This window comes from Thioclava sp. F36-6, from assembly GCF_002020305.1.
GTDB classification, from domain to species: domain Bacteria; phylum Pseudomonadota; class Alphaproteobacteria; order Rhodobacterales; family Rhodobacteraceae; genus Thioclava; species Thioclava sediminum.
This window is the reverse complement of sequence record NZ_MPZX01000001.1, coordinates 1,235,456-1,258,451: the sequence shown is the minus strand read 5'-3', so window position 1 is coordinate 1,258,451 and position 22,996 is coordinate 1,235,456. Positions and strand designations below refer to the sequence as shown.

Sequence of the window (22,996 nt, the reverse complement as noted above, 5' to 3'; positions counted from 1 at the left end):
TTCAAAGCGGCAGCGCGGTGGTGGATTTCAGCTCCTCCATCGAGAGAAGCGCGGTCACGTTGTGGATTTTCACTTCCGAGATCAGCGCCTGATAGAAGCGATCATAGGCGCGCGCATTCTCGACCCGCACTTTCAGGATGTAGTCGATATCGCCCGCCAGACGGTGCGCCTCCATCACTTCGGGGCGCGCGCGCAGAGTGGCGAGGAACTTGTCCTGCCACTCGGCCTCATGCTCCGACGTGCGGATCAACACGAAGAAGCAGGCATCGAAGCCAAGCGCCTCGGGATCGAGGATCGCGGTCTGCTTCCCGATCACCCCCGCCGCGCGCAATTTACGAATCCGGTTCCAGACCGGGGTCTTGGAAGACCCTGTTTTTCGCGCGATTTCGTCGAGCGACTGACTCGCATCGTCCTGAAGCTCCGCAAGGATTTTCCGATCCAACTCGTCGATCTGAACCGTCATTCCGATTTCCCTTCGATAGACAGGAGATTGTCACTCCCTCCAAATCCATAAGGAACGAACGTCCTTATTGGCAAGGGCATATAGCCAAAAACCAGAACAATTTCCTATATTCACACTCAAGACGCAGACGAGGAGCGTGACATGGAAACTCTCGAAACTCAGACCCAGGTGACCCTTGCTGGCGCCGGTCCGGGCGACCCGGACCTGCTGACCGTTGCGGTGCTGCGCGAGATGATGTGCGCCAACGTGATCCTGCACGACACGCTGGTGAGCGCCGAGGTGCTCGCGCTCGCAGGTCCGCAGGCACAGCTGATCGAGACCGGCAAGACCGGTTTCGGCCCCTCGATGAAGCAAGGCGACATCTCGTCCCTGATCGTCCGCCTCGCGCAGGAAGGCCAGCGCGTGCTGCGCCTGAAATCGGGCGATCCGGGCGTGTTCGGTCGGCTGGGCGAGGAACTGGACGCGCTCGACGCGGCTGGGATCGCCTATCGCGTACTGCCGGGCATCACCGCTGCTTCCGCCGCGGCCGCCTCGCTTGGCCAGAGCCTGACCGAACGTGGCCGCAATCGCGAGCTGCGCCTGCTCACTGGGCATGACGCAGACGGGCTGGCAGAACAGGATTGGTCGGCGCTGGCCCGCCCCGGCGCGGTCGCTGCGATCTATATGGGCAAGCGTGCTGCGCGCTACGTGCAAGGACGCCTGATGATGCACGGCGCCTCCCCCGCGACCCCCGCCTGTGTGGTCGAGAACGCCTCGCGCGCCGATCAGGTGATCCGCCCCGCGACGCTCGCCACCCTGCCCACCGTGACTGCGGAGGCCAAAGGCCCCGCCGTGATCCTTCTCGGGCTCGCCCCGCGCGACGCCCGCACCGCCCTCAAGGAGGCCGTGCTATGAGCAAGAAATTCAACCCCGGCGTGATCAGTGCCAATGACCTGCGCGAAGGCCATGTCGTCTACATGAATGACGCGGGCCAATGGGTACTGCGCCTGAAAGACGCGGCTTTCCTCGACGATCCGGTTATCGCGGACATGTGGCTCGATCTGGCCAATGCTCAGCCCGAGAAAGTCGTGGGCGCCTATCTCGCGCCCGCCACGCTCGGTCCTGACGGCCCCGAGCCCGCGCATTTCCGCGAGGCCTTCCGCGCCTCTGGTCCCTCCATCGAGCTACCCGGGAGCTGATCCATGTTCCAACCCAGCGATTTCGACCGCGCCGCCGTCCGCGCGCGCGCCGAGCAGTTTCGCCATCAGGTCGCGCGCCGCCTCGACGGCAGCCTGACCGAGGACGAGTTCAAGCCGCTGCGCCTGATGAACGGGCTCTATCTGCAGCTGCACGCGTACATGCTGCGCGTGGCGATCCCTTATGGCACGATCGAAGCCCGGCAGATGCGCCAGCTCGCCAAGATCGCCGATGCTTGGGATCGCGGCTACGGGCATTTCACCACGCGTCAGAATATCCAGTTCAACTGGCCGAAGCTGATCGATGTGCCGGATATGATCGACGCGCTCGCCGATGTTGGCATGCACGCGATCCAGACCTCGGGCAACGCGATCCGCAACACGACGACGGATGCCTTCGCAGGTGCCGCCGCCGATGAGATCGCCGATCCGCGCCCTTACGCGGAACTGATCCGTCAGTGGTCCACCGACCATCCGGAATTCCAGTTCCTGCCGCGCAAGTTCAAGATCGCGATCAACGGCGCTCAGGCCGACCGCGCCGCGATCCGCGCCCATGACGTGGGGCTGCAACTGGTCGAGCGTGATAGCGAGATCGGGTTCCAGGTCTTCGTGGGCGGCGGTCTCGGCCGCACCCCGATGATCGGCAAGGAAATCCGCAGCTTCCTGCCCGCGGTCGATCTGCTGCCCTATCTGGAATCGATCGTGGCGGCGTGGAACCTCGCCGGACGGCGCGACAACAAGTATAAAGCGCGCATCAAGATCACCGTGCACGAGCTTGGAATTGATACGTTTTCCGAGATGGTCGAGGCTGAATTCCCGGCCCGGCGCGCAGCCTTCAAGGGCGCAGATCAGGCGATCCTCGCCGATCTCAAGGCACAATTCGCCCCGCCCGCGCTGCCTGTGCGGGAGAGCGAGAGCTTCGAGACCGCCCGGAGTGTCGACGCGCTTCTGCGCGATTGGGCCGCGCGCTCGGTCTCGCCCCATCACAACCCCGATTACGCGGTGGTCACGGTCAGCCTCAAGGATCACGGCGCGCCTCCGGGCGATGCCACGTCCGACCAGATGCGCCTGCTCGCCGATCTGGCCGAACGCTACGGCCAGTCGGAGCTGCGCATCAGCCACGAGCAGAACGTGATCCTGCCGCATATCGCGAAGGCCGATTTGCCCGCGCTGTTCGAAGCTCTGCGCAAGGGCGGCCTCGCCACGGCGAATATCGGGCTGACCTCGGATATCATCGCCTGCCCCGGCATGGATTACTGCGCGCTGGCCACGGCCCGCTCGATCCCGCTGGCGCAGCAGATTTCGACCCATTTCCGCGATCTCGGGCTGGAGCAGGAGATCGGTGCGCTCAAGATCAAGATCTCGGGCTGCATCAACGCCTGCGGTCACCACCATCTGGGCCATATCGGCATTCTCGGCCTCGACCGTGCGGGCGTGGAGAACTACCAGATCACGCTGGGCGGCGACGCGACCGAGACGATGGCACTGGGCGAACGTGCCGGCCCCGGCTTTGCCTATACGGAGGTGATCCCCGCGCTGGAGCGTCTGCTGCGCGCCTATCTCGAGGTGCGTGAAAGCGCCACCGAGAGCTTCCTCGACGCGCTGCGCCGCCTCGGCCCCGCCCCGTTCAAGGAAGCGCTCTATGCAGAGGCTCAACGCCATGCCGCTCAGTGATGGAACGGATATCGCCCCCCGCGTCGCCGGGCTGAACGAACGCTACCGCCACCACGCCGCGACCGCGGTGATGGAGCGGGCGTTGCGTGACCCGGATGTGGGCAATGTCGCGCTGGTCTCCTCCTTCGGGGCGGAATCGGTGGTGTTGCTGCACATGGTTTCGGTGATCGCGCCCGGCACGCCGGTGCTGTTCATCGACACGCAGATGCTGTTTCCCGAGACGCTCGCCTATCAGCGCGACGTCGCGGCCAAGCTGGGCCTGACCAATGTGCAGGTGATCCAGGCCGATGAGGCCGCGATTGCCCGCGACGACCCGGACGGCACGCTGCACCAGTACAGCACCGACGCCTGCTGCACCCTGCGCAAGACGGTGCCGCTGGAAAATGCGCTGTCGGGCTATGACGCGTGGATCACCGGGCGCAAACGCTTTCAGGGCGGCCAGCGCGCGGCGCTCGATTTCTTCGAGATCGAGACCGACAGCCGGATGAAGATCAACCCGCTCGCCCATTGGGACAAGCAGGACGTGCAGGATTACATGGTCGAGAACCGCCTGCCTCGCCATCCGCTGGTGGCGCAAGGCTACCCTTCGATCGGCTGCGCACCCTGCACCTCGCCTGTGAAACCGGGCGAAGACGAACGTGCGGGCCGCTGGCGCGGCGCTGCCAAGACCGAATGCGGCATCCACTTCATCGGCGGCAAGGCCGTCCGTGTGAACAGTGAAGGCCAAGTGATTGAGAACAAGGAGAATGTGGCATGAGCGTGATCGTTCGCGACGACGGCTTCCACAATGACGACTTCACCGGGGCGAGCCTCGACATCGCGCCGGAGACCGATGCGGGCTACCTGCCTGCGCTGATCGAAGGCGCCGAGATGATCCGCGTCCTGTTCCCGACCTTCTCGGACGGGCGCGGCTTCTCGCTGGCGCGCCGCATCCGCGCGCTCGGCTATACCGGGCGTCTGCGCGCAGCGGGCCCGCTGATCGCGGATCAATATGCGATGGCGCGGCGCGTGGGCTTCGACGAGGTCGAGATTCCGCCGGAACTGGCCGAGCGCCAGCCACAGGCGCAATGGCTGTTCCGCGCCGATTGGGCCGCGCATGACTACCGCGCGCGGCTCGCCGGCTGAGGCTTTCACCCGTCCGCGATATCCGATAGACCATAACGAAACCGGCAATTGAGCCAGATCAAGGGCCAGCGCTCACGCAAGCTGTATCCGATCTGTATATTTGCCAGACCGAGGCGCCTGCCCCGGCCCGAGAGAGATGTGACAATGAACGAGAGCGCCGTGACCGAGATCCCCAAGGTGAAGACCCTGCCCGACGCGCAGACCGTGACCGAAGTGACCCATTGGACGGACCGGCTGTTTTCCTTCCGCGTGAGCCGCCCGCAATCCCTGCGTTTCCGCTCGGGCGAGTTCGTGATGATCGGGCTAATGGGCGACAATGGTAAACCGCTGTTGCGCGCCTATTCCATCGCCTCGCCGAACTGGGATGAGGAGCTGGAATTCTACTCGATCAAGGTGCCGGACGGCCCGCTGACCTCGAAGCTGCAGCATATCAATGTGGGCGACCAGATCATCCTGCGCCCGAAGCCCGTGGGCACGCTGGTCCACGACGCGCTGCTGCCGGGCAAGCGGGTGTGGTTCCTCGCCACCGGCACCGGAATCGCACCGTTCGCCTCGCTGATGCGCGACCCCGAGACCTACGACAAGTTCGACGAGGTCATCATGATGCATACCTGCCGGACGGTCGAGGAACTGGAATATGGCCGCCAGCTGGTCGAGAACCTGATCAATGACCCGCTGATCGGCGAGATGGTGGACGGCAAGCTGAAATACTACCCGACCACGACCCGTGAGGAATCCCCCCATATGGGCCGGATCACCGACAATCTTGAGAACGGCAAGGTGTTCAAGGATCTCGGCCTCGAGCCGATGAACCCCGAGACCGACCGCGCGATGGTCTGCGGTTCGCTCGCCTTCAACAAGGACGTGATGGCGGTGCTCGAAGGGTTCGGGCTGCGCGAAGGCGCGAATTCCGAGCCGCGCGAATATGTGGTCGAGAAGGCCTTCGTCGGCGACGGTATCTAATCTGGGTCAGGGGGCTCTGCCCCCTCGGGCTTCGCCCTCACCCCCGGGATATTTCTCAAGAGCGAAGATGGGCGTCTGTCCTGTCTTCGCTCTTTTCAAATATCCCGGGGGGCGCGCGGCAGCGCCCGGGGGCAGAGCCCCCTTGTGACCCAGCGTTTTTTCCGCCGCGACTTGGGAGATCGCCTCATCGTTGCTATCTTAAAGGCATGACTGAGGGGATCACCACGATGACGCGCCACCAATTGAGCCATAGCTTTCGCGAACATGTCGCCGATGGCGTCGTCCATGTGCTGGGCGTCGTTTTCGCCGTGGCAGGCGTCAGCGCGCTGATCGTCTGGGCATCGTTGGCGGCTCCGGAAGGCCGGGTCTGGCCCCTTGCGGTCTATTCGGTGGGGCTGATCGCCTCTTTCTCGCTCTCGGCCGCCTATAACCTCACCCTGCATGCGCCGACGCGCGCGGTGCTTCGGCGCTTCGATCACGCCGCGATTTATCTTCTGATTGCGGGAACTTACACGCCGATGGCGCTCATCGGCCTTGGCGGCGTCGCAGGCTGGGCGCTGACCGCGACGGTCTGGGCGCTTGCGACCTTCGGCATCGTGATGAAGCTCGGATTCTTCCACCGTGCGGAGCGCACGGGGTTCTGGCTCTATCTGGCGATGGGCTGGCTCGGGATGATCGCGATGTGGCCGTTGATCGTGTCCCTTCCACTGCCCGCGCTGATCCTGCTGGTCGTGGGCGGGCTGACCTATACGGTCGGCGTGATCTTCTACCAGACCGAGCGCATCCCCTTCTCGCGCGCGATCTGGCACGGCCATGTGCTGGCCGCGGCCGCGACGCATTACGCCGCGGTGATCGTGATCTCGCACTGAGCGGGGGTCAGAGCGGCTCGATATCGCCCATTGCGCGGGTCTCGTGGAACTCCGAGACGAAGCGCGCCAGCGCGCCCTCGTCGATCGCCGCGCGCAGGCCCGCCATCAGCTCTTGATAGTAATGCAGGTTGTGCCAGGTCAGCAGCATCCCCGAGATCATCTCGCCGGAGCGGAAGACGTGGTGCAGATAGGCGCGCGAGTAGTTTTGGCAGGCCGGACAGGTGCAGGCCTCGTCCAGCGGGCGCGGATCATCGGCATGGCGGGCGTTCTTGATGTTCACCTGACCGCGGCGGGTCCAGGCTTGACCCGTGCGCCCCGAGCGCGACGGCAGCACGCAATCCATCATGTCGATGCCGCGCTCGACCGCGCCCACGATATCGTCGGGCTTGCCGACGCCCATCAGGTAGCGCGGTTTGTCCTGCGGCAGCATGCCCGGCGCGTAGTCGAGCACGCCGAACATCGCCTCTTGCCCCTCGCCCACGGCGAGGCCGCCGACCGCATAGCCCTCGAAGCCGATTTCCTTGAGTTTCTCGGCACTTTCCTCGCGAAGCTCACGCGTCACGCCGCCCTGCTGGATGCCGAACAGCGCATGGCCGGGACGGTCGCCGAAGGCATCGCGCGAGCGTTGCGCCCATCGCATCGAGAGGCGCATGGACTTCGCCACTTCTTCCTCGGTCGCGGGCAGCGCCGGGCACTCGTCGAAGCACATCACGATATCCGAACCCAGCAACTTCTGGATCTCCATCGAGCGTTCGGGCGAGAGCATATGTTTCGAGCCGTCGACATGGGAGGCAAAGGTCACGCCTTCCTCGGTCAGCTTGCGCAGGCTCGCGAGGCTCATCACCTGAAAGCCACCCGAGTCGGTCAGGATCGGCTTGTCCCAGTTCATGAACTTGTGGAGCCCGCCCAGACGCGCCACCCGCTCCGCGCCGGGGCGCAGCATCAGGTGATAGGTATTGCCCAGCAGGATATCCGCGCCGGTCGCGGCGACGCTTTCGGGCATCATCGCCTTCACGGTCGCGGCGGTGCCCACGGGCATGAAGGCCGGCGTGCGGATCTCGCCGCGGGGCGTCGAGATCGTCCCGGTGCGCGCAGCACCATCGGTAGCCTTGAGGGTGAAGCTGAACTTGGTCATCTGGGGGCTCTCCTTCGGCCCGGCTGATAGCCCCAAAGCGCCGCGAAGGGAAGGCCACGTGGGGCGCAAGGGCATGGACCGGAATCGCTTTTTGGCCTTACGCTAGGGCAAAAGGAGGCTCGCCATGTTTCGTTCCATCCTTCTAACCCTCTGCGCCACGCTCGCGCCATTCGCCGCGGCTGCGCAAAACCAGCGCATCAGCCATTGCATCGCGATTGCCGATGCCGCGCCCGGGATCGAGTATCTGCACAAAGCCAGCTGGTCCGATCCGGTGCCGGAGCAATCGGTGCGGTTGCATTACATCGACCACTCGATGGTTCTGTTGCAGACCGAGGGCGGGCTGTCAGTCGTGACTGATTTCAACGGCTGGACCGGGGGCGCGCGGTTTGCCCCCGATTACGTCACGATGAACCATGCCCATTCGAGCCATATGACCGATATGATCCCGGATGGGACGGTGGCGCTGAAGGGCTGGTCGGATCAGTTCGGCATCGCGGCGGAGCATCATCTGGATCTGGGCGAGATGCTGATCCGCAATGTGCCCACCGCGATCCGCAGCTTTGGCGGGGTCGAGGAGAACGGCAACTCGATCTTTGTCTTCGAGGTGGCGGGGCTCTGCATCGGCCATCTGGGCCATCTGCATCACGAGCCCGACCCCGCGCAATATGCGGCGCTGGGGCGGCTCGATGTGGTGATGGCGGCGGTAGACGGGTCCTACACGGTCGATCAGCCCACGATGATCCGTATCCTGAACCGGCTGCGCTCGCGCATCGTGATCCCGGTCCATTGGTTCGGCGAGCCGACCCTGCAGAGCTTTCTCGACGGGATGAAGGGCGTCTTCGCGGTGGAGCGGCCGGGCGTGAGCGAGGTGATCGTTTCGCTCAGGACCCTGCCGCGCGAACCGACCGTGATGGTGCTGGAGCCGGAGCGACTGCGGTAGGGCTCACCAGATCTCAGGTCTCTGGAAGGCCGCGACACAGCGCGGCTTCCCCGCGATGGTGCCAAGCGGCGTGGACGTCAGCGATTGGCCAAGCCAGCCCTGCGGCATCGACAGCGGATAGGGCGCGGTGATGGCGGCCTCGGCAATCGGCGCAAAGCCCACCTGTCCGTAATAGGCCGGATCGCCATAGGTGAGCACGGCCTCGACGCCCGCTGCTGACAGCTCTGCGAGGGCATGACGGATCAGCCTCTGCCCGACGCCCTTGCGTTGCTGCGCCGGGGCGACCGCCATCGGCGAAAGCAAAAAGACGCGGCGCGGATCGTCGTCATAGCGCAGGCGGGTGAAACAGACCGCGCCGATGAGCGCCTCTCCGTCGCGCGCGGTGAAACAGTGCAGATCGCTGGGGTCGGTCCGGGCGAGGATGTCGCGCACCAGCGCCCCGATCAGCGCGCCCTCGTCGGGGCCTTCGGAGGCTGCGAAGCTATCCGCGAAGAGATCGGCAAAGCGCTCCGCGTCTCCGGCATATCCCCCGTTGATCTCCACCCGGTTCAACTCTCCGCCTTCTTCTCCCAGCGGCCGCCCTCTTCCGACCAGTAGATCGCCTTCGCACCCGCGCCGGTCAGGATCTTCCATTGCCCGCGTGCGTGTTGCACCGCCTGCGGGTCGTTGCCGTCGAACAGAATCCAGACGCGCTTATGGGCGTCGGTTTCCTCTGCTGCGACCTCGGCGCCGTCCACTGCCATCATCGCCTCGCGCCCGTCGCCTGCGGGCGCGGTGCCCAGCAGGATCGGCTGCAGCGCGTCATGCGGCCCGCCTGCGAGCCCGTGCGGCAGGAAGCTCGCCTCGTTTCCCATCAGCCAGAGCCTCTGGTCTAGCCAGTCGAGCCGCGCGGAATCGGTCCCTCGCAATTCCACCTTCCAACCCTGCTCCACCGCCCGGGAGGCGAGGTTCAGCACCACCTCCTCGAGGCTGGAGCGGGTCAGATGGTAGAAATTGACCTGACCCATCTCAGGCTTCGAACTTGTCGCGGATCAGGCGATCGAGCATGCGCACGCCCCAGCCGGTCGGGCCTTTCGGGGCCAGCGTGGTCTCGTTCGGCGGAAGCGCCACGCCCGCGATGTCGATATGGCACCACGGCACCTCGTCCTTGACGAAGCGCTTGAGGAAAGCGGCCGCGGTGATCGCGCCGCCCCAACGGTTGCCGACATTGCGCATATCGGCCAGCCGAGATTTCAGCGCCTTGTCATAGGCGGGTTGCAGCGGCATGTGCCACGCGCCCTCTCCCTCGGTTTTCGCCGCTTTAAGAATGTCGGCTACGAACTTGTCATCATTGGCGAAAAGACCCGCGTTCTCGTGGCCGAGCGCGACGATCACGGCCCCGGTCAGCGTGGCGAGGTTGACCATCGCCTTGGGCTGGAACCGGTCCTGCGCATACCAGAGTACATCGGCCAGAACGAGACGACCTTCGGCATCGGTGTTGATGACTTCGATCGTGTCGCCCTTCATCGAGGTCACGATATCGCCGGGGCGTTGCGCGCGCCCGTCGGGCATGTTCTCGACCAGACCGACGAGGCCCACGACATTCGCCTTGGCCTTGCGCAGCGCCAGCGTCCGCATCACGCCCGAGACGACGCCTGCGCCGCCCATATCCATCGTCATCTCTTCCATGCCCGCGCCGGGCTTGAGCGAGATGCCGCCCGCGTCGAACACGACGCCCTTGCCGACGAGCGCGAAGGGCGCCTCGCCCTCCTCGCCGCCCTTCCACTGCATCACGACCAGCTTGGAGGGCATTTCAGAGCCCATGCCGACGCCCAGAAGCGCGCCCATGCCGAGCTTCTTCATATCCTCTTCTTCGAGGATTTCGACATCGAGGCCCAGCTCCTGCATCGCGGCGAGGCGGGCTGCGAAATCGTCGGTGGTCAGGATATTGGCGGGCTCGTTGACGAGATCGCGGGTGAAGAACACGCCCTCGGCCAGTGCGGCATGCGGGGCGGCGGCGGCGGCGACCTCTTCGGGCTTGTCGACCATGATCGTCACCGGCCCGTAGGCCTTCTTGTCCTCGCCGGTGTGATAGTCGAAGCGATAGGCGCGCAGCGCAAGGCCCAGCGACAGATCGGCGGCGCGCGGATGGTTTTGCGCCACCACGAGCGCGCCCGCCTCCCCCAGTTTCGCGCCGATCGCAGCCCCCGCCTTGCGGGCCTCGTCGGCGCTGGCCTTGCGGTCGAGCCGCACCAGCTGCACCGCTTCGGCGGCGATTGCGGCGGGCCAGCTCAGCTCCATCGCCTCGCCTGCACCAAGCCCCGCAAAGGCCTCCGAGTCCACCGCGCGCTTGATCGCGCCCTTCATCGCCCGGTCCAGCTTGCGCCCGGCCTGACCCAGCTTGCCGTCACCGCCCACGACCAGCGCGATCCGCCCGCTTTGGGTGGCGAAGACCTCCGGATCGGTTTCCTTGAAGGCGATAGCAACAGGTTGGGTCATGTGGGGTTCTCCGAAGATGAGACCGGCGCGCGCGTCGGCGGCGCTCGGTCGCGATTGGCATCAAATTGCGCGCGAGCCTAGCCCTGCCTCCGGAAAATGAAAAGCACCCCCGCTGTGCCCTTCCCTCACTTCGCCCGACAGGCTAGAGAAAGGGAAATATTCGGGGGTATTGAGAGGGTCGTGACGCAACTGGACAGATATGTTTTGTCCAAATTGATGGCGCTGTTCGGGTTTTTCGCGCTCGTGCTGGTCTCCGTCTATTGGGTCAACCGGGCTGTGATCATGTTCGACAGCCTGATTTCGGACGGCCAGACCGCAACGGTGGTGCTGGAATTCACCGCGTTGACCTTGCCTTACGTCATCCGCATCGTGCTGCCGGTCGCCGCCTTCGCCGCCACGATCTACGCGTTCAACCGGCTCGATCAGGACAGCGAATTGGTGGTGATGCGCGCCACCGGCACCTCGAACTGGCGGCTGGCGCGCCCGGTGCTGGTCTTCGGGCTGATCGCCTCGGTGATGATGGCGCTTCTGGTGAATTTCCTCGTCCCCGCCGCGAAGGCCCGGCTGGCCGAGCGCCAGCAGGAGGTCGCGCAGAACCTGACCGCGAAATTCCTCACCGAAGGCACGTTCCAGCATCCCGCGCCGGGCATCTCGATCTATATCCGGCGCATTTCCGATCTGGGGGAGTTGCAGGACATCTTCGTCTCCGACAGCCGCTCGGCGCAGACGAGCACGATCTACACCGCCGACAAGGGCGTGATTGTGAAGACCGAGACGGGGCCGAAACTGATCATGTTCTCGGGTATGGCCCAGACCCTGCGCAAACCCTCGGACCGCCTGTCGGTCACGCGGTTCAGCAATTTCACCTATGATATCGGCTCTTTCCTGAAGGCCGGGAAGGCGCGGGCGCCGAAGATCGACGAGATGACGACGCCGCGCCTCGCTGCGATGATGGCCGGGACCGGTCTGGACGCTACCCCGGGCGCGGAGAGCGCCAAGGCCGCCCGCGACGCGCTGCGGCTGGAGCTTGCCCGGCGGATCACCCAGCCCCTGCTAGCCCCGATCGCGGCGCTGATCGGTTTTTCGGCGCTGATGATGGGCACATTCTCGCGCTTCGGCATGTGGCGGCAGATGTCGCTCGCCATTGGCGGCCTGATCGTGGTGCAGGTGCTGCAAAACGCCGCCGAGACCAGTTCCGGGCGCGACCCTTCGCTCTGGCCGAGCCTCATCGCGCCGACGCTGGGCGGGATCGTGATGGTGCTGTTCATGCTGTGGTGGTCGGGGCGTCCGCGCCGTATCCGGCCCAAACGGGAGGCTGCCGCGTGACGCTTGCCCTCTATCTTGCGAAACGGTTCCTCCGCAGCTTCCTGATCGTCGCGGCGAGCTTCTGGGGCATCCTGTTCCTGATCGACGTGGTCGAGGAAATCCGCCGCTTCTCCGATCAGGGGCTGAGCCTGCTACAGCTCTCGGTGCTCTCTGCGCTCAACATTCCCGAGACGATTTACACCATCCTGCCGTTGATCGTGATGCTGTCGGCGGTGGCGCTGTTCGTCGCGCTGGCGCGCAGTTCGGAACTGGTGGTGATCCGGGCGGCGGGCCGCTCCGCGCTGCGGATGCTGGCAGCCCCGATCGCGGCGGCGCTGGTGATCGGTCTACTGGCACTGCTGGTGGGCAACCCGCTCGTCTCCGCCACCTCGAAGCGCTACGAGACGCTCGTCGACCACTACACGTCCGATGGCGGCTCGACCGTCTCGATCGGGCGCGAGGGCGTGTGGATGCGGCAAAGCGCGGGTCTTGCCTCGGACGGCAAGTCGCTGGCGCAGGCGGTGATCCATGCCGAGCGCGCCAATGGCGATGCCACGACCCTGCACGGCGTGACCTTCCTGATCTTCGACCCTAATCGCGGCCCGGTGCGCCGGATCGACGCGAAGACCGCGACGCTGGTGCCGGGCGCATGGCAGTTGCAGGACGTGAAGGACTGGCCGCTGGGCGAATCCACCAATCCCGAGCGCGACGCCACCACCCAGGACAGCCTCTCGCTGCCCTCCGATCTGACGGTCGCCAGCATCCGCGACAGTTTCGGCAAGCCCTCCGCGGTGCCGATCTGGCAATTGCCGAGCTTCATCGCGTCGCTCGAGGATGCGGGCTTCTCGGCGCGCCGCCATATCGTCTGGTTCCAGATGGAACTGGCGCTGCCGGTGCTGCTGGCCGCGATGGTGCTGATCGCTGCCAGCTTCACGATGGATCATGTGCGCTTTGGGGGCATCGGCGCGAAGGTTCTTTTGGCGCTGGCCGCCGGTCTGGGCTTGTTCTTCCTGCGCAATATCGCGCAAGTTCTGGGCGATAACGGACAGATTCCCGTTCTGCTCGCGGCCTGGGCGCCGCCGGTGATCGGGTTGATGCTGCCGCTGGCGCGGCTACTGCACCGGGAGGATGGGTGATGCGGCGGCAATTCGGCGCCTTGGCAGGACGGGCGAGCGCCTTGGCGCTGATCGTCGCGCTTGGTTTGGCGGCTCCGCAGACGGTGCGCGCACAGGACAACACCGCGACCGATGCCGCGACAACGACGCAAGGCGCGCCAATCCCCTCTTCGGACGAGTTGGCAACGCTGCTGGCCGACCGGGTCTCGATCCGCAATCAGAACAAGCTGGTCGCAGAGGGCAATGTCGAGGTCTTCTACAAATCGAACCGGCTGTCTGCCAAACGCGTCGTCTATGACCAGAAGGCGGACAAGCTCTACCTCGAAGGTCCGATCCGGCTGGTGCAGCCCGGCCAGTCGCAGGCGGTGATCCTCGCCTCGCAGGCGGAGCTGTCCTCGGACCTGCAAAACGGCATCCTGCTCAGCGCCCGGATGGTGATGGCGCGCGAATTGCAACTCGCCGCCGCCCGGATCGAGCGGCGCGACGGCGCGATCACGATCATGAACAAGGTCGTAGCCTCGTCCTGCGAGGTCTGCCGGACCAATCCGACGCCGCTTTGGGAAATCCGCGCGAGCCGCGTCGTGCATAACGCGACCACGCGTCAGATCGTCTTCGAGGATGCCCAGTTCCGTGCGGCGGGCGTGCCGATCGCCTATCTGCCGCGTCTCCGCCTGCCCGCGCCGGGCGTGCGGCGGATGACGGGCTTCCTCGCCCCGCAATTCCGCACCACGAGCGGCCTCGGGCCGGGGCTTCTGGTGCCCTATTTCATCGCGCTCGGGCCCAGCCGCGACCTGACGGTGACGCCCTATTTCGCGACCTCGCGCACCGAGACGCTGAACCTGCGCTACCGGCAGGCCTTCAACTGGGGCAAGATGGAATGGTCGGGCGCGCTGAGCAAGGACGACATTCGCAACGGCACGCGCGGCTATCTCTTCGGCGATCTCGAGGCGCAGCTGCCCCGCGAATTCCGCCTGACGGCGCAGCTTCGGCTGGTCAGCGACGACAGCTACCTGCTCAATTACGGGCTCGGCGACGACGATCGGCTTTGGTCGGGTGTCGAGCTCGAACGGGTCCGCCGCGACGAGATGATCTGGACCCGCGTCGGCAATATTCACTCGCTGCGCGCGGATGAGAACAACTCCACCGAACCGATGCTGAGCGGCACCGGCGAATGGATCCGCACCTTCCGCCCCGCCGGGATCGGCGGACAGGGCAGCCTGCGGTTTTCCACCTTGGCGACGCGGCGCGCTTCGAGTTCGACGCTCGATCTCAACGGCGACGGACGCCCCGACGGGCGCGACATGGTGCGTGGCTCGCTCACCGCCGACTGGAGGCGCAACTGGCTGTTCGGGCCGGGTATGCTGGGCTCGCTCGAGGCGCAATTCGCGGGCGACATCATCGAGACCAATCAGGATCCCGCCTTCAGCGACACGATCCTGCGCGGCCAACCCACCTTCGCCGCGGAAATCCGCTGGCCTTGGGTGAAGACGAGTGGTCGCGCCGCCTATGTGATCGAGCCAGTGGCGCAGATCGTCTGGGCGCCCGATCATCTGGCGGACGCCCCCAACGAGGACAGCCAGCTGCCCGAATTCGACGGCGGCAACCTGTTCTCGCTGACCCGCTATCCGGGCGAGGATGCGCGCGAGACCGGCCTGCGCGCCAATGTCGGGCTCGGCTGGACGCGCTATGACAGCTCCGGCTGGTCGCTGGGCGTCGCGGCGGGCCGCGTCTTCCGCCAGCGCGATCTGAGCCAGTTCTCGCAGGGCACGGGGCTGTCGGGGACGAAATCCGACTGGCTCCTCGCAACCCATCTGGCCACCGCGAACGGGCTGACGCTGTCGAACCGCGCGCTGTTCGACGATAACTTCTCCGTGTCGCGCGACGAATTGCGGCTGTCGCGAGCCGGCGACGACTTCAACGTCTCGGCAGGATATCTCTGGCTCGAGAAAAACCCCGCCGAAGGGCGCGACGACAACATGTCGGAACTGATGCTCGACACGGGATGGCGTTGGGGCAACGGCTGGTCGGGCACGCTCAGCACACGTTACGATTTCACCGCCGAGCGCGCCGCGCGCGCCAAGCTCGGCCTGCGCTACCAGACCGAATGCATCGCGGTTGATCTTTCCCTCTCGCGCCGCTTCACGTCATCCACTAGTGTAGCCCCGGAGACCGATTTCGGCCTTTCCGTCCAACTCGTCGGCTTCGGCGCGAGTGGCGGTGCGCCCGCGCGGCGAACCTGCGGAGGGTGAGGCTGAGGATCGCAACGCGGCCCAGCGGGCCCAGAGGATCAACGAGGCCCAAAGGGCCAAGACTGAACGAGACGAAACGGACAGGCACGCTCATGACGATGATGACCCGACTGCTCACCCTTCTGGCGCTGATGCTCGCCCTGCCTTTCGCCGCAGGGACGGCGCAGGCGCAATCGGGCGGCAGCTTCGCGCCCGTCGTTACCGTCAACGGGATGGGCGTGACCGATTACGAGATCAGCCAGCGCCAGCGCTTCATGCAGCTGCTCAATGCCGGCTCGAACTCCCGCGAGGATGCCGAGAAGGCGCTGATCGAAGATCGCCTGCGCGTCTGGGCCGGCAATCGCATCGGCATCAAGCTCGACGAAGCCGCGATCCAGCAGGGCATGGACGAATTCGCGGGCCGCGCGAACATGACCGGCGAGCAATTCGTGCAGGCGCTGCAGAAGGAGGGCGTCGATCCGAACACCTTCCGCAACTTCACCGAGGCCGGTCTCGTCTGGCGTCAGGTGGTCCGGGCGCGCTTCGGGCCGCAGGTGAACATCACGAAAGCGGACATCGACCGCGCGATGAAGCCCGAAAGCCAGACTGGCAAGGGCGTGAAAGTGCTGATCTCCGAGGCGATCGTGCCCGCCCCGCCGGGCCGCGAGCGCGCGGCGATGGGTCAGGCGCGCCAACTGTCGGCCGCGCAGGGCGAAGGCGCCTTCGCAGCACTCGCGCGTCAATATTCGGCCGCCCCCTCGCGGGATCGCGGCGGGCGTCTGGACTGGATGCCGATCGACAAGCTGCCGCCGCAACTGCGCGGCGTGGTGCTCAAGCTCAAGCCGGGCACGGCGACCCAGCCGATCGAACTCAAGGGCGCGGTCGCGGTCTTCATGCTGCGCGCGATCGGTGACGGCGACGCGCCGTCGGGCCCGCAGTCGCTGAGCTACATGACCTTCGCCATCGGCCAGACCGGCTCGCAGCAATCGGCCAAGATCCAGAGCCAGGTGGCCGCGGCGCGCCAATGCAACCAGCTCTACACGATCGGCAAGGGCTTCCCGGCGAGCGCGCTCACCATGCATGAGGACGTGGCGCAGGCGCAGGTGCCGACCAATGTCGGTCTCGCGCTGGCGCATCTCGACGTGGGCGAGAGCGAAGTGATCCCGCAGGGCGCGAATGATCTTCTGGTGATGCTTTGCGATCGCAAGGTGGCCCCCGAGGGCGACCAGTCGGCCCCCGACCGCGATCAGGTCCGCGCGGCACTGGAGAGCAAGGCGCTCGAAGCCTATGCCAACGGCTACATGGCCGATCTGGAAGCCGACGCGGTGATCGTGCGCAAATGAGCGCCCAGCCGACCGATCGCACCGCGGCCCGTGCGCCCGACCGCCCCGTGATCCTCAGCTGCGGCGATCCCTCGGGGGTTGGCCCCGAGATTGCCGCCCGCGCCTGGGAGCATTGCGGCGCGAAGCTGCCCTTCGTCTGGATCGGCGATCCCGCGCATCTGCCGCGCGGCACCAAGATCCGCGAGATCGACCGGCCCTCCGATGCGCTGCGCCATGCCAGCGCCGGGCTGCCGGTGCTGCCCCATCAATTCCCCGCCGCCGCCCTTCCGGGCGAGCCGGACCCGGCCAATGCGAAAGCCGTCATCGACGTGATCGCGCGCGGCGTCGATCTGGTGATGCGCGGCGAAGGCACCGGGCTGACCACCGCGCCGATCAACAAGAAGGCCCTGAAGGACGGGGCAAAGTTCACCTTCCCCGGCCATACCGAATATCTGGCCCATCTCGCGGGCGTCGAGCGGGTGGTGATGATGCTGGCCTCGTCGCGGGTCGATCCGCCGCTGCGCGTGGTGCCCGCCACAATCCATGTCGCGCTCTCCGAGGTGCCGAAACTCCTGACCCCGCAGCTTCTGCGCGAGACGGTGCGGATCACCTATGAAGGGCTGCGGCGCGATTTCGGCTTCTCTTCCCCGCGGATTGCGGTGGCGGGGCTGAACCCGCATGCAGGCGAAGGCGGCGCGATGGGCTCCGAGGAAGGCGACTGGATCGCCGACACGCTCGACGGTCTGCGCGAAGAGGGCTACGCCGTCGCGGGCCCGATGCCAGCCGATACGATGTTTCACGCCCGCGCCCGTCAGACTTACGACGCCGCGATCTGCGCCTATCACGATCAGGCGCTGATCCCGATCAAGACGCTCGATTTCGACGGCGGGGTGAATATCACGCTCGGCCTGCCCTTCGTGCGCACCTCGCCCGATCACGGCACCGCCTATGACATCGCGGGTCAAGGCCGCGCCAACCCCGCCTCGCTGATCGCGGCGCTCGAGATGGCGGCCCGGATGGGAGCCGCGCGTCATGACTGAGGCAGCGTGATGGCGACGATCGATGGGCTGCCGCCGCTGCGCGAGGTTCTGCAGACACATGACCTCGTCGCAAAGAAGAGCCTTGGGCAGAACTTCCTGCTGGACCTGAACCTGACCGCAAAGATCGCGCGCTCTGCGGGCGATCTGACGGGCGCGGACGTGTTGGAGGTCGGCCCCGGGCCCGGCGGTCTGACGCGCGGGCTTCTGGCCGAAGGGGCGCGCAAGGTCCTCGCGATCGAGAAGGACACGCGCTGTCTGCCCGCTTTGGCCGAGATTGCCGAGGCCTATCCGGGGCGGCTCGAAGTGATCAATGGCGATGCGCTGCAGATCGATCCACTCGCGCATCTGACGCCGCCGATCAAGATCGCTGCGAACCTGCCCTATAACGTGGGCACCGAGTTGCTGGTGCGTTGGCTGACGCCGAAAGACTGGCCGCCCTTCTGGGAAAGCCTGACGCTGATGTTCCAGCGCGAGGTGGCCGAGCGGATCGTGGCGAAGCCGGGCAGCAAACATTACGGGCGGCTCGCGATCCTCGCGCAATGGCGTGCCGAGGCGAAGATCGTGATGAGCCTGCCGCCCGAGGCCTTCACCCCCGCGCCGAAGGTCCATTCCGCGGTGGTGCATCTGCGCGCCCTGCCCGAGCCGCGCTATCCGGCCGATGCGGCGACGCTCAGCCGGGTCGTGGCCGCGGGCTTCAACCAGCGCCGCAAGATGCTGCGCGCCTCGCTGAAAGGCGTGGCCCCCGATATCGAGGCGAAGCTGGAGCAGGCCGGGATCGCTCCCACCGAGCGCGCCGAACGCGTGACGCTGGAGCAGTTCTGCCGGCTCGCACGCATCGTCGCGGGTCAGGAATGATCCGCCCGGCGCGCGAGGACGACCTGCCGCGCATTGCCGAGATCGCCGAGGCGGCCTTCTCCCGCTACATTCCCCGGATCGGACGCCCACCCGCGCCGATGCTCGCCGATCATGCTGCCGAACTGCCGCATCTCTGGGTCTGTGAGGGGGAGAACGGAGTCGCGGGCTATATCGGGCTCTTTGCGGATGACAGCACGCCGCCCCGGTTGCAGATCGAGCCCGTCGCCGTCGACCCGGCCGCACAGGGCCAAGGCATCGGGCGGCAGTTGATGGCGTTCGCCGAGGCGCGCGCCCGCGAGATCGGCGCGGAAAAGCTGTGGCTTTTTGCCAATGCCGCGATGGAGGAAAGCCGCGCGGTCTATGCGCGGCTCGGCTTCATCGAGCGAGACCGCCGGATGGACGGTGGCTATGACCGGGTATTTCTGGACAAAGACCTGACCGCCTGAGCGCCGCCCCTGCCCCATGCAAAAAGGCCCGCCGATCTGGCGGGCCTTTTGCTATCTCTTGTCCGAGGCTTTACTCGCCCGAGGCTTTGGGCAGCTCGGCGCTCGCCTCTGCCTTTTCAGCCTTGTCGGCTTTAGGGGCGCGCGGCTTGCGCGGGGCGCGCGGACGCTTGGGCTTTTCGGCCTTTTCCGCTTTCTCGGCCTTCTCAGGCTGTTCCGCGGCTTTCGGTGCCTCTTCACTGCTGCGGCTTTCCGGCGTCTCGACGAGGGTGGAATCCTCTTCGAGCTCCAGCTGCGGCATCGGCGGCATCATCTCGGGGCTTTCGGCGCGCTTGTTGCGACCGGAGGATTTCGCCTCGCTGCGCTCTTCGCGACGCTCGGACGTATTGTTGTCCTGAGCTTCACCCTTCGACTGGGCCTCGTTCTGGCCGTCGTCCTGCTGAGCGTGGTTCTGGCCGCTGTTTTGACCGCCCTGCTGACCGTTACCGCCTTGGTTCTGACCACCGTTATTCTGGCCACCATTGTTCTGGTTGCCGTTATTCTGGTTGTTCTGCTGGCGCTGCTGGTTGCGGGCCTCTTGCTCGCGAGCCTGTTCTTTCTGCGCCTCGCCCAGCATTCGCGTGTAATGCTCTGCGTGCTGCAGAAAGTTTTGTTCGGCCACGCGATCGTTGCCGAGCTGCGCATCGCGCGCAAGCTGAAGATATTTGTCGATGATCTGCTGCGGCGTACCGCGCACCTTGCCTTCGGGGCCGGAGCTGTCGAAGACGCGGTTAACGATATTGCCCATCGACCGTTGACGGTTCGACTTATTGCGCGAACGGGATTTCGAAGATCTCATGGCTTTCGTTTTCTTGGCCCGTTGTCACGGGCTTTTCGGAAATGGCCGCTAATGCGTGGCCTGCGGGCTGAACTGTCACGCTGGGCATACTTGCCCGGTTTCGTTCCTAACACCCGCGCTGTGAAGCTGAGCCGTGCGGTGGATCAATATCCGCCCTGCACAGGCTTGACTAAACATGCGGGGGGCCACCTTTCAAGTCAGAAAATCGGTCAAATCCGCGATTTCCGCCGATTCGCGGGGTTTTCCCCAAGATTTTGCGCGATTTCGCGCTCAGGAAGCGCCGCAATCCGCCGTATCCCCGGATTTATGCGCCAAAACGACGCGGTCGCGCCCATCGAGATCCTGGCGCGTCTCGATCCGCTCGAAACCTTGGGCCGCGAAGAGGTCACTGACCGCCTGCGCCTGTGTCGGGCCGATCTCCACCGCGAGACGCCCGCCTGCGAGCAGCCGCGCCCCGGCGCCGCGTGCGATGGCGCGATAGGCGTCGAGCCCGTCGCCACCGGGGGTCAGCGCCGAGAGCGGCTCCCACTCGCGCACATCCTGCGAGAGCCCCGCCATCTCGTCTTCGGCGATATAGGGCGGGTTCGAGACGATGAGGTCGTAGCGCCCCGGCACATTGGCAAACCAGTCTGAAATCAGGAACTTGGCGCGTTTGGCGACACCGAGCGCCTCGGCATTGGATTTCGCGACCTCCAGCGCGGCGTCCGACAGATCGGTCCCCGTTCCCGCCGCGAAGGGCATGGATTTCAGCAGCGAGATCAGGATGCAGCCGGTGCCGGTGCCAAGGTCGAGCGCGTGGACGAAGGGGCGTTCCAGCGCCACCTCGACCAGCAGTTCCGTCTCCGGGCGCGGGTCGAGCGTGTCGCGGGTGACGCGGAATTCGTGCCCCCAGAACAGGCGTTTGCCGGTGATCTGAGCGACGGGCTGACGGGCTTCGCGGGCAGTCAGCGCCACCTCGAACCGGGCGGCTGCGTCCTCTGGCAGCGGGTCTTGCAGCGCGAGCGTCAGCCGATCGGGCGCGATCTGCAGCGCATGGGCCAGCAGCCTGCGTGCGTCGGTCTGCGCGCCCTCGATCCCGGCCTCGCGCAGACGCCGCGTCGCGGCGACCAACGCATCCTGCGCCCTCACGCCTCCATCTCCGCGAGCTTAGCCGCCTGATCGTCGGCGATCAGCGCGTCGACCACCTCGTCGATCTCGCCTTCCATAACCTTATCAAGGGAATAGAGCGTAAGATTGATGCGGTGATCGGTCAGCCGCCCTTGCGGGAAATTATAGGTTCGGATGCGCTCCGAACGGTCGCCGGAGCCCACCTGCGACTTGCGTGTCTCGGCGCGCTCCGAGGCTGCGCGGTCGCGCTCGGCCTCGAACAGCCGCGCGCGCAGCACCGCCATCGCATTGGCGCGGTTCTGGTGCTGGGATTTCTCCGACGAGGTGACGACGATCCCGGTCGGGATATGGGTGATGCGCACCGCCGAGTCCGTCGTGTTGACGTGCTGGCCGCCCGCCCCGGAGGCCCGCATCGTGTCGATCCGGATGTCGTTGGCGGGAATGTCGATATCGACCGCCTCGACCTCGGGCAGCACCGCCACGGTCGCGGCCGAGGTATGGATGCGCCCGCCTGCCTCGGTTTCCGGCACGCGCTGCACGCGGTGGACGCCGGACTCGTATTTCAGGCGTGCAAAGACGCCCTCGCCCTCGATCCGGGCCACGGCTTCCTTGACGCCGCCCAGCTCGGTCTCGGTCAGCTCCATCATCTCGAACCGCCAACCGTGTTTCTCGGCGTATTTCTGATACATCCGCAGCAGGTTGCCCGCGAAAAGCGCCGCTTCCTCGCCACCCGTGCCGGGGCGGATTTCCAAGATCGCGGGGCGCGCGTCGGCGGCATCCTTGGGCAGAAGCGCCACGCGCAAAGCCTGCTCCATCTCGGGAATGCGGTCTTTGAGGCGCGGCAATTCCTCTTCGGCCAGATCGCGCATTTCCGGATCGCTCAGCCAGCCTTCCGCCTCGTCCAGATCGGCACGGGCCTGACGCCACGCCTCGATCTGGGTCACGACCGGCTTCAATTCGGAATATTCGCGGCTGATTTCGGCAATCTTGGCGGGCTCCGCACCAGCATTGAGCAGCGCCTCGAGGTACTCGAAGCGCGCGAGGATCTGGTCGAGTTTCTCTTCGGGCAACATGGGATCGGTTTGGCGCGAAGCGTGCGGGGCGTCAAGGCAGGAGCGTTGGGAGGAGCGCGCCGCTTTCTCCCTTTGGCCCGGGGCGGCCAGCCCCGGGCCGCGCCCGACCCTCCCCCCCCGGGAGGGCGCATTGGCGATGTCGTCGCAGGCTCAAGCGTCCGCCGAGCTTGCAAGATAAAGCGCCCGGCCACAGGCGACGCCACGCGCCCACCCGAGGCTCGGGCGCGCACCTTCTCAACCAACGTGTCGTCATGGACGCCAGGTCATCACATATCAGCAGACAGCCCACGCCTCCCTTTACGGCTCGGGTCCTATCACCTAGATAAACAGTCGAGTAATTCGATAGGCGCCCGCGCGCGCCCCCGCCGATGAAAGAGGCTTCCATGACCGCCACGCCCGAAGAGCCGCTTGAAGGCACCCCGCTGATCAAGCCCTCGACGACCGATCACCCGCTCTACGAAAGTGTCGTGGAAGCGTGCCGCACCGTCTATGACCCGGAAATTCCGGTGAACATCTACGATCTCGGCCTCGTCTACACGATCGAGATCAGCCCCGAGAATGACGCGAAGGTGATCATGACGCTCACCGCGCCGGGCTGCCCTGTCGCGGGTGAGATGCCGGGCTGGGTTCACGATGCCGTGGCCTGCGTGGGCGGTCTGCGCGATGTCGATGTCGAGATGACCTTCGATCCGCAATGGGGCATGGACATGATGTCGGACGAGGCACGGCTGGAACTGGGCTTCATGTGAGGTCCGGAGGGGGCTCTGCCCCCGCACCCTGCGGGTGCCCCCCGGGATATTTCGGACCAAGAGGAAGGGAGCCACGCGGCTCCCTTTTTGTTTCCTCGC

24 protein-coding genes are annotated in these 22,996 nt (G+C 65.8%); 16 read left to right on the top strand and 8 right to left on the bottom strand.

Going from position 1 to position 22,996, the window contains the following annotated elements; translation table 11 throughout:
- Window position 1: 1 nt before the first annotated feature.
- Window positions 2-463: an Lrp/AsnC family transcriptional regulator gene (locus tag BMI88_RS05815; protein WP_078546769.1), complete on the bottom strand. Its 462-nt coding sequence runs from the start codon at window positions 461-463 to the stop codon at window positions 2-4.
- Between the two features lie 141 nt (window positions 464-604).
- Between BMI88_RS05815 and cobA the strand changes: the two genes are divergently transcribed.
- The 7 genes from cobA to BMI88_RS05780 all read left to right on the top strand — a co-directional run bounded on the left by cobA (window position 605) and on the right by BMI88_RS05780 (window position 6,269).
- Window positions 605-1,357 carry a uroporphyrinogen-III C-methyltransferase gene (cobA, locus tag BMI88_RS05810; RefSeq protein WP_078546767.1) on the top strand — a complete coding sequence of 251 codons (753 nt, stop codon included), beginning with the start codon at window positions 605-607 and terminating at the stop codon, window positions 1,355-1,357.
- Complete coding sequence (locus tag BMI88_RS05805) at window positions 1,354-1,641, top strand: DUF2849 domain-containing protein (protein WP_078546765.1); 288 nt, start codon at window positions 1,354-1,356, stop codon at window positions 1,639-1,641. The genes cobA and BMI88_RS05805 overlap by 4 nt, the downstream gene beginning before the upstream one ends.
- Before the next feature lie 3 nt (window positions 1,642-1,644).
- Window positions 1,645-3,312, top strand: a complete 1,668-nt coding sequence (locus BMI88_RS05800; RefSeq protein ID WP_078546763.1) for a nitrite/sulfite reductase — start codon at window positions 1,645-1,647, stop codon at window positions 3,310-3,312.
- Entirely contained in the window at window positions 3,299-4,069 is a 771-nt protein-coding gene (locus BMI88_RS05795; protein ID WP_078539441.1) for a phosphoadenylyl-sulfate reductase, read from the top strand. Before BMI88_RS05800 ends, BMI88_RS05795 begins: the two co-directional genes overlap by 14 nt.
- Window positions 4,066-4,437 (top strand): DUF934 domain-containing protein, encoded by a 372-nt coding sequence (locus BMI88_RS05790; RefSeq protein WP_078546761.1) that lies wholly within the window; start codon window positions 4,066-4,068, stop codon window positions 4,435-4,437. The genes BMI88_RS05795 and BMI88_RS05790 overlap by 4 nt, the downstream gene beginning before the upstream one ends.
- 144 nt (window positions 4,438-4,581) lie before the next feature.
- On the top strand, window positions 4,582-5,400 hold the full coding sequence (locus BMI88_RS05785; RefSeq protein ID WP_078546759.1) for a ferredoxin--NADP reductase: 819 nt from the start codon (window positions 4,582-4,584) through the stop codon (window positions 5,398-5,400).
- A gap of 227 nt (window positions 5,401-5,627) precedes the next feature.
- Entirely contained in the window at window positions 5,628-6,269 is a 642-nt protein-coding gene (locus BMI88_RS05780) for a hemolysin III family protein (protein ID WP_078547304.1), read from the top strand.
- 7 nt (window positions 6,270-6,276) lie between these two features.
- Here the strand turns inward: BMI88_RS05780 and tgt are convergent, their stop codons facing one another.
- A complete protein-coding gene (tgt, locus tag BMI88_RS05775; protein WP_078519331.1) occupies window positions 6,277-7,404 on the bottom strand; it encodes a tRNA guanosine(34) transglycosylase Tgt in 1,128 nt (375 codons plus the stop codon).
- Window positions 7,405-7,528: 124 nt separating this feature from the next.
- Between tgt and BMI88_RS05770 the strand changes: the two genes are divergently transcribed.
- A complete protein-coding gene (locus BMI88_RS05770; protein WP_078546757.1) occupies window positions 7,529-8,344 on the top strand; it encodes an MBL fold metallo-hydrolase in 816 nt (271 codons plus the stop codon).
- A 3-nt stretch (window positions 8,345-8,347) separates the two neighbouring features.
- Here the strand turns inward: BMI88_RS05770 and BMI88_RS05765 are convergent, their stop codons facing one another.
- Genes BMI88_RS05765 through BMI88_RS05755 form a run of 3 tightly spaced genes read right to left on the bottom strand, consistent with a single transcriptional unit; the run spans window position 8,348 to window position 10,822 of the window.
- A complete protein-coding gene (locus BMI88_RS05765; protein ID WP_246831841.1) occupies window positions 8,348-8,887 on the bottom strand; it encodes an N-acetyltransferase in 540 nt (179 codons plus the stop codon).
- A gap of 5 nt (window positions 8,888-8,892) precedes the next feature.
- Window positions 8,893-9,351 (bottom strand): DNA polymerase III subunit chi, encoded by a 459-nt coding sequence (locus tag BMI88_RS05760; RefSeq protein WP_078546753.1) that lies wholly within the window; start codon window positions 9,349-9,351, stop codon window positions 8,893-8,895.
- A 1-nt stretch (window position 9,352) separates the two neighbouring features.
- Window positions 9,353-10,822: a leucyl aminopeptidase gene (locus BMI88_RS05755; protein ID WP_078546751.1), complete on the bottom strand. Its 1,470-nt coding sequence runs from the start codon at window positions 10,820-10,822 to the stop codon at window positions 9,353-9,355.
- A 180-nt stretch (window positions 10,823-11,002) separates the two neighbouring features.
- On the opposite strand from BMI88_RS05755, the gene lptF reads away from it, so the two are divergent.
- From lptF to BMI88_RS05720, 7 genes are all read left to right on the top strand, one after another.
- Window positions 11,003-12,148: an LPS export ABC transporter permease LptF gene (gene lptF, locus BMI88_RS05750; protein ID WP_078519335.1), complete on the top strand. Its 1,146-nt coding sequence runs from the start codon at window positions 11,003-11,005 to the stop codon at window positions 12,146-12,148.
- Entirely contained in the window at window positions 12,145-13,263 is a 1,119-nt protein-coding gene (gene lptG / locus BMI88_RS05745; RefSeq protein ID WP_078519336.1) for an LPS export ABC transporter permease LptG, read from the top strand. The genes lptF and lptG overlap by 4 nt, the downstream gene beginning before the upstream one ends.
- A complete protein-coding gene (lptD, locus tag BMI88_RS05740) occupies window positions 13,263-15,491 on the top strand; it encodes an LPS assembly protein LptD (RefSeq protein WP_078546749.1) in 2,229 nt (742 codons plus the stop codon). The genes lptG and lptD overlap by 1 nt, the downstream gene beginning before the upstream one ends.
- Window positions 15,492-15,583: 92 nt before the next feature.
- Entirely contained in the window at window positions 15,584-16,813 is a 1,230-nt protein-coding gene (locus BMI88_RS05735) for a peptidylprolyl isomerase (RefSeq protein WP_078546747.1), read from the top strand.
- The gene (gene pdxA / locus BMI88_RS05730) at window positions 16,810-17,832 is read left to right on the top strand and encodes a 4-hydroxythreonine-4-phosphate dehydrogenase PdxA (protein ID WP_078546745.1); all 1,023 of its coding nucleotides are present in this window, start codon (window positions 16,810-16,812) and stop codon (window positions 17,830-17,832) included. The genes BMI88_RS05735 and pdxA overlap by 4 nt, the downstream gene beginning before the upstream one ends.
- A gap of 9 nt (window positions 17,833-17,841) precedes the next feature.
- Complete coding sequence (rsmA, locus tag BMI88_RS05725; RefSeq protein ID WP_078519340.1) at window positions 17,842-18,687, top strand: 16S rRNA (adenine(1518)-N(6)/adenine(1519)-N(6))-dimethyltransferase RsmA; 846 nt, start codon at window positions 17,842-17,844, stop codon at window positions 18,685-18,687.
- The gene (locus tag BMI88_RS05720; RefSeq protein ID WP_078546743.1) at window positions 18,684-19,133 is read left to right on the top strand and encodes a GNAT family N-acetyltransferase; all 450 of its coding nucleotides are present in this window, start codon (window positions 18,684-18,686) and stop codon (window positions 19,131-19,133) included. The genes rsmA and BMI88_RS05720 overlap by 4 nt, the downstream gene beginning before the upstream one ends.
- Window positions 19,134-19,203: 70 nt before the next feature.
- On the opposite strand, the gene BMI88_RS05715 is transcribed toward BMI88_RS05720, so the two are convergent.
- The 3 genes from BMI88_RS05715 to prfA all read right to left on the bottom strand — a co-directional run bounded on the left by BMI88_RS05715 (window position 19,204) and on the right by prfA (window position 22,148).
- A complete protein-coding gene (locus BMI88_RS05715; protein ID WP_078546741.1) occupies window positions 19,204-19,968 on the bottom strand; it encodes a DUF4167 domain-containing protein in 765 nt (254 codons plus the stop codon).
- Window positions 19,969-20,238: 270 nt separating this feature from the next.
- Window positions 20,239-21,096, bottom strand: coding sequence for a peptide chain release factor N(5)-glutamine methyltransferase (gene prmC / locus BMI88_RS05710; RefSeq protein WP_078546739.1), 858 nt, complete (start codon window positions 21,094-21,096; stop codon window positions 20,239-20,241).
- On the bottom strand, window positions 21,093-22,148 hold the full coding sequence (prfA, locus tag BMI88_RS05705) for a peptide chain release factor 1 (protein ID WP_078546737.1): 1,056 nt from the start codon (window positions 22,146-22,148) through the stop codon (window positions 21,093-21,095). Before prfA ends, prmC begins: the two co-directional genes overlap by 4 nt.
- A gap of 383 nt (window positions 22,149-22,531) precedes the next feature.
- On the opposite strand from prfA, the gene BMI88_RS05700 reads away from it, so the two are divergent.
- A complete protein-coding gene (locus BMI88_RS05700; RefSeq protein ID WP_093476840.1) occupies window positions 22,532-22,897 on the top strand; it encodes a DUF59 domain-containing protein in 366 nt (121 codons plus the stop codon).
- Window positions 22,898-22,996 lie beyond the last annotated feature (99 nt).

What these genes read in the sequence shown, in the direction of transcription:
- BMI88_RS05815 (WP_078546769.1), bottom strand. Translation starts at nt 463, where the DNA reads ATGACGGTTCAGATCGACGAGTTGGATCGGAAAATCCTTGCGGAGCTT.
- cobA (WP_078546767.1), top strand. Translation starts at nt 605, where the DNA reads ATGGAAACTCTCGAAACTCAGACCCAGGTGACCCTTGCTGGCGCCGGT.
- BMI88_RS05805 (WP_078546765.1), top strand. Translation starts at nt 1,354, where the DNA reads ATGAGCAAGAAATTCAACCCCGGCGTGATCAGTGCCAATGACCTGCGC.
- BMI88_RS05800 (WP_078546763.1), top strand. Translation starts at nt 1,645, where the DNA reads ATGTTCCAACCCAGCGATTTCGACCGCGCCGCCGTCCGCGCGCGCGCC.
- BMI88_RS05795 (WP_078539441.1), top strand. Translation starts at nt 3,299, where the DNA reads ATGCCGCTCAGTGATGGAACGGATATCGCCCCCCGCGTCGCCGGGCTG.
- BMI88_RS05790 (WP_078546761.1), top strand. Translation starts at nt 4,066, where the DNA reads ATGAGCGTGATCGTTCGCGACGACGGCTTCCACAATGACGACTTCACC.
- BMI88_RS05785 (WP_078546759.1), top strand. Translation starts at nt 4,582, where the DNA reads ATGAACGAGAGCGCCGTGACCGAGATCCCCAAGGTGAAGACCCTGCCC.
- BMI88_RS05780 (WP_078547304.1), top strand. Translation starts at nt 5,628, where the DNA reads ATGACGCGCCACCAATTGAGCCATAGCTTTCGCGAACATGTCGCCGAT.
- tgt (WP_078519331.1), bottom strand. Translation starts at nt 7,404, where the DNA reads ATGACCAAGTTCAGCTTCACCCTCAAGGCTACCGATGGTGCTGCGCGC.
- BMI88_RS05770 (WP_078546757.1), top strand. Translation starts at nt 7,529, where the DNA reads ATGTTTCGTTCCATCCTTCTAACCCTCTGCGCCACGCTCGCGCCATTC.
- BMI88_RS05760 (WP_078546753.1), bottom strand. Translation starts at nt 9,351, where the DNA reads ATGGGTCAGGTCAATTTCTACCATCTGACCCGCTCCAGCCTCGAGGAG.
- BMI88_RS05755 (WP_078546751.1), bottom strand. Translation starts at nt 10,822, where the DNA reads ATGACCCAACCTGTTGCTATCGCCTTCAAGGAAACCGATCCGGAGGTC.
- lptD (WP_078546749.1), top strand. Translation starts at nt 13,263, where the DNA reads ATGCGGCGGCAATTCGGCGCCTTGGCAGGACGGGCGAGCGCCTTGGCG.
- BMI88_RS05735 (WP_078546747.1), top strand. Translation starts at nt 15,584, where the DNA reads ATGACGATGATGACCCGACTGCTCACCCTTCTGGCGCTGATGCTCGCC.
- pdxA (WP_078546745.1), top strand. Translation starts at nt 16,810, where the DNA reads ATGAGCGCCCAGCCGACCGATCGCACCGCGGCCCGTGCGCCCGACCGC.
- rsmA (WP_078519340.1), top strand. Translation starts at nt 17,842, where the DNA reads ATGGCGACGATCGATGGGCTGCCGCCGCTGCGCGAGGTTCTGCAGACA.
- BMI88_RS05720 (WP_078546743.1), top strand. Translation starts at nt 18,684, where the DNA reads ATGATCCGCCCGGCGCGCGAGGACGACCTGCCGCGCATTGCCGAGATC.
- BMI88_RS05715 (WP_078546741.1), bottom strand. Translation starts at nt 19,968, where the DNA reads ATGAGATCTTCGAAATCCCGTTCGCGCAATAAGTCGAACCGTCAACGG.
- prfA (WP_078546737.1), bottom strand. Translation starts at nt 22,148, where the DNA reads ATGTTGCCCGAAGAGAAACTCGACCAGATCCTCGCGCGCTTCGAGTAC.
- BMI88_RS05700 (WP_093476840.1), top strand. Translation starts at nt 22,532, where the DNA reads ATGACCGCCACGCCCGAAGAGCCGCTTGAAGGCACCCCGCTGATCAAG.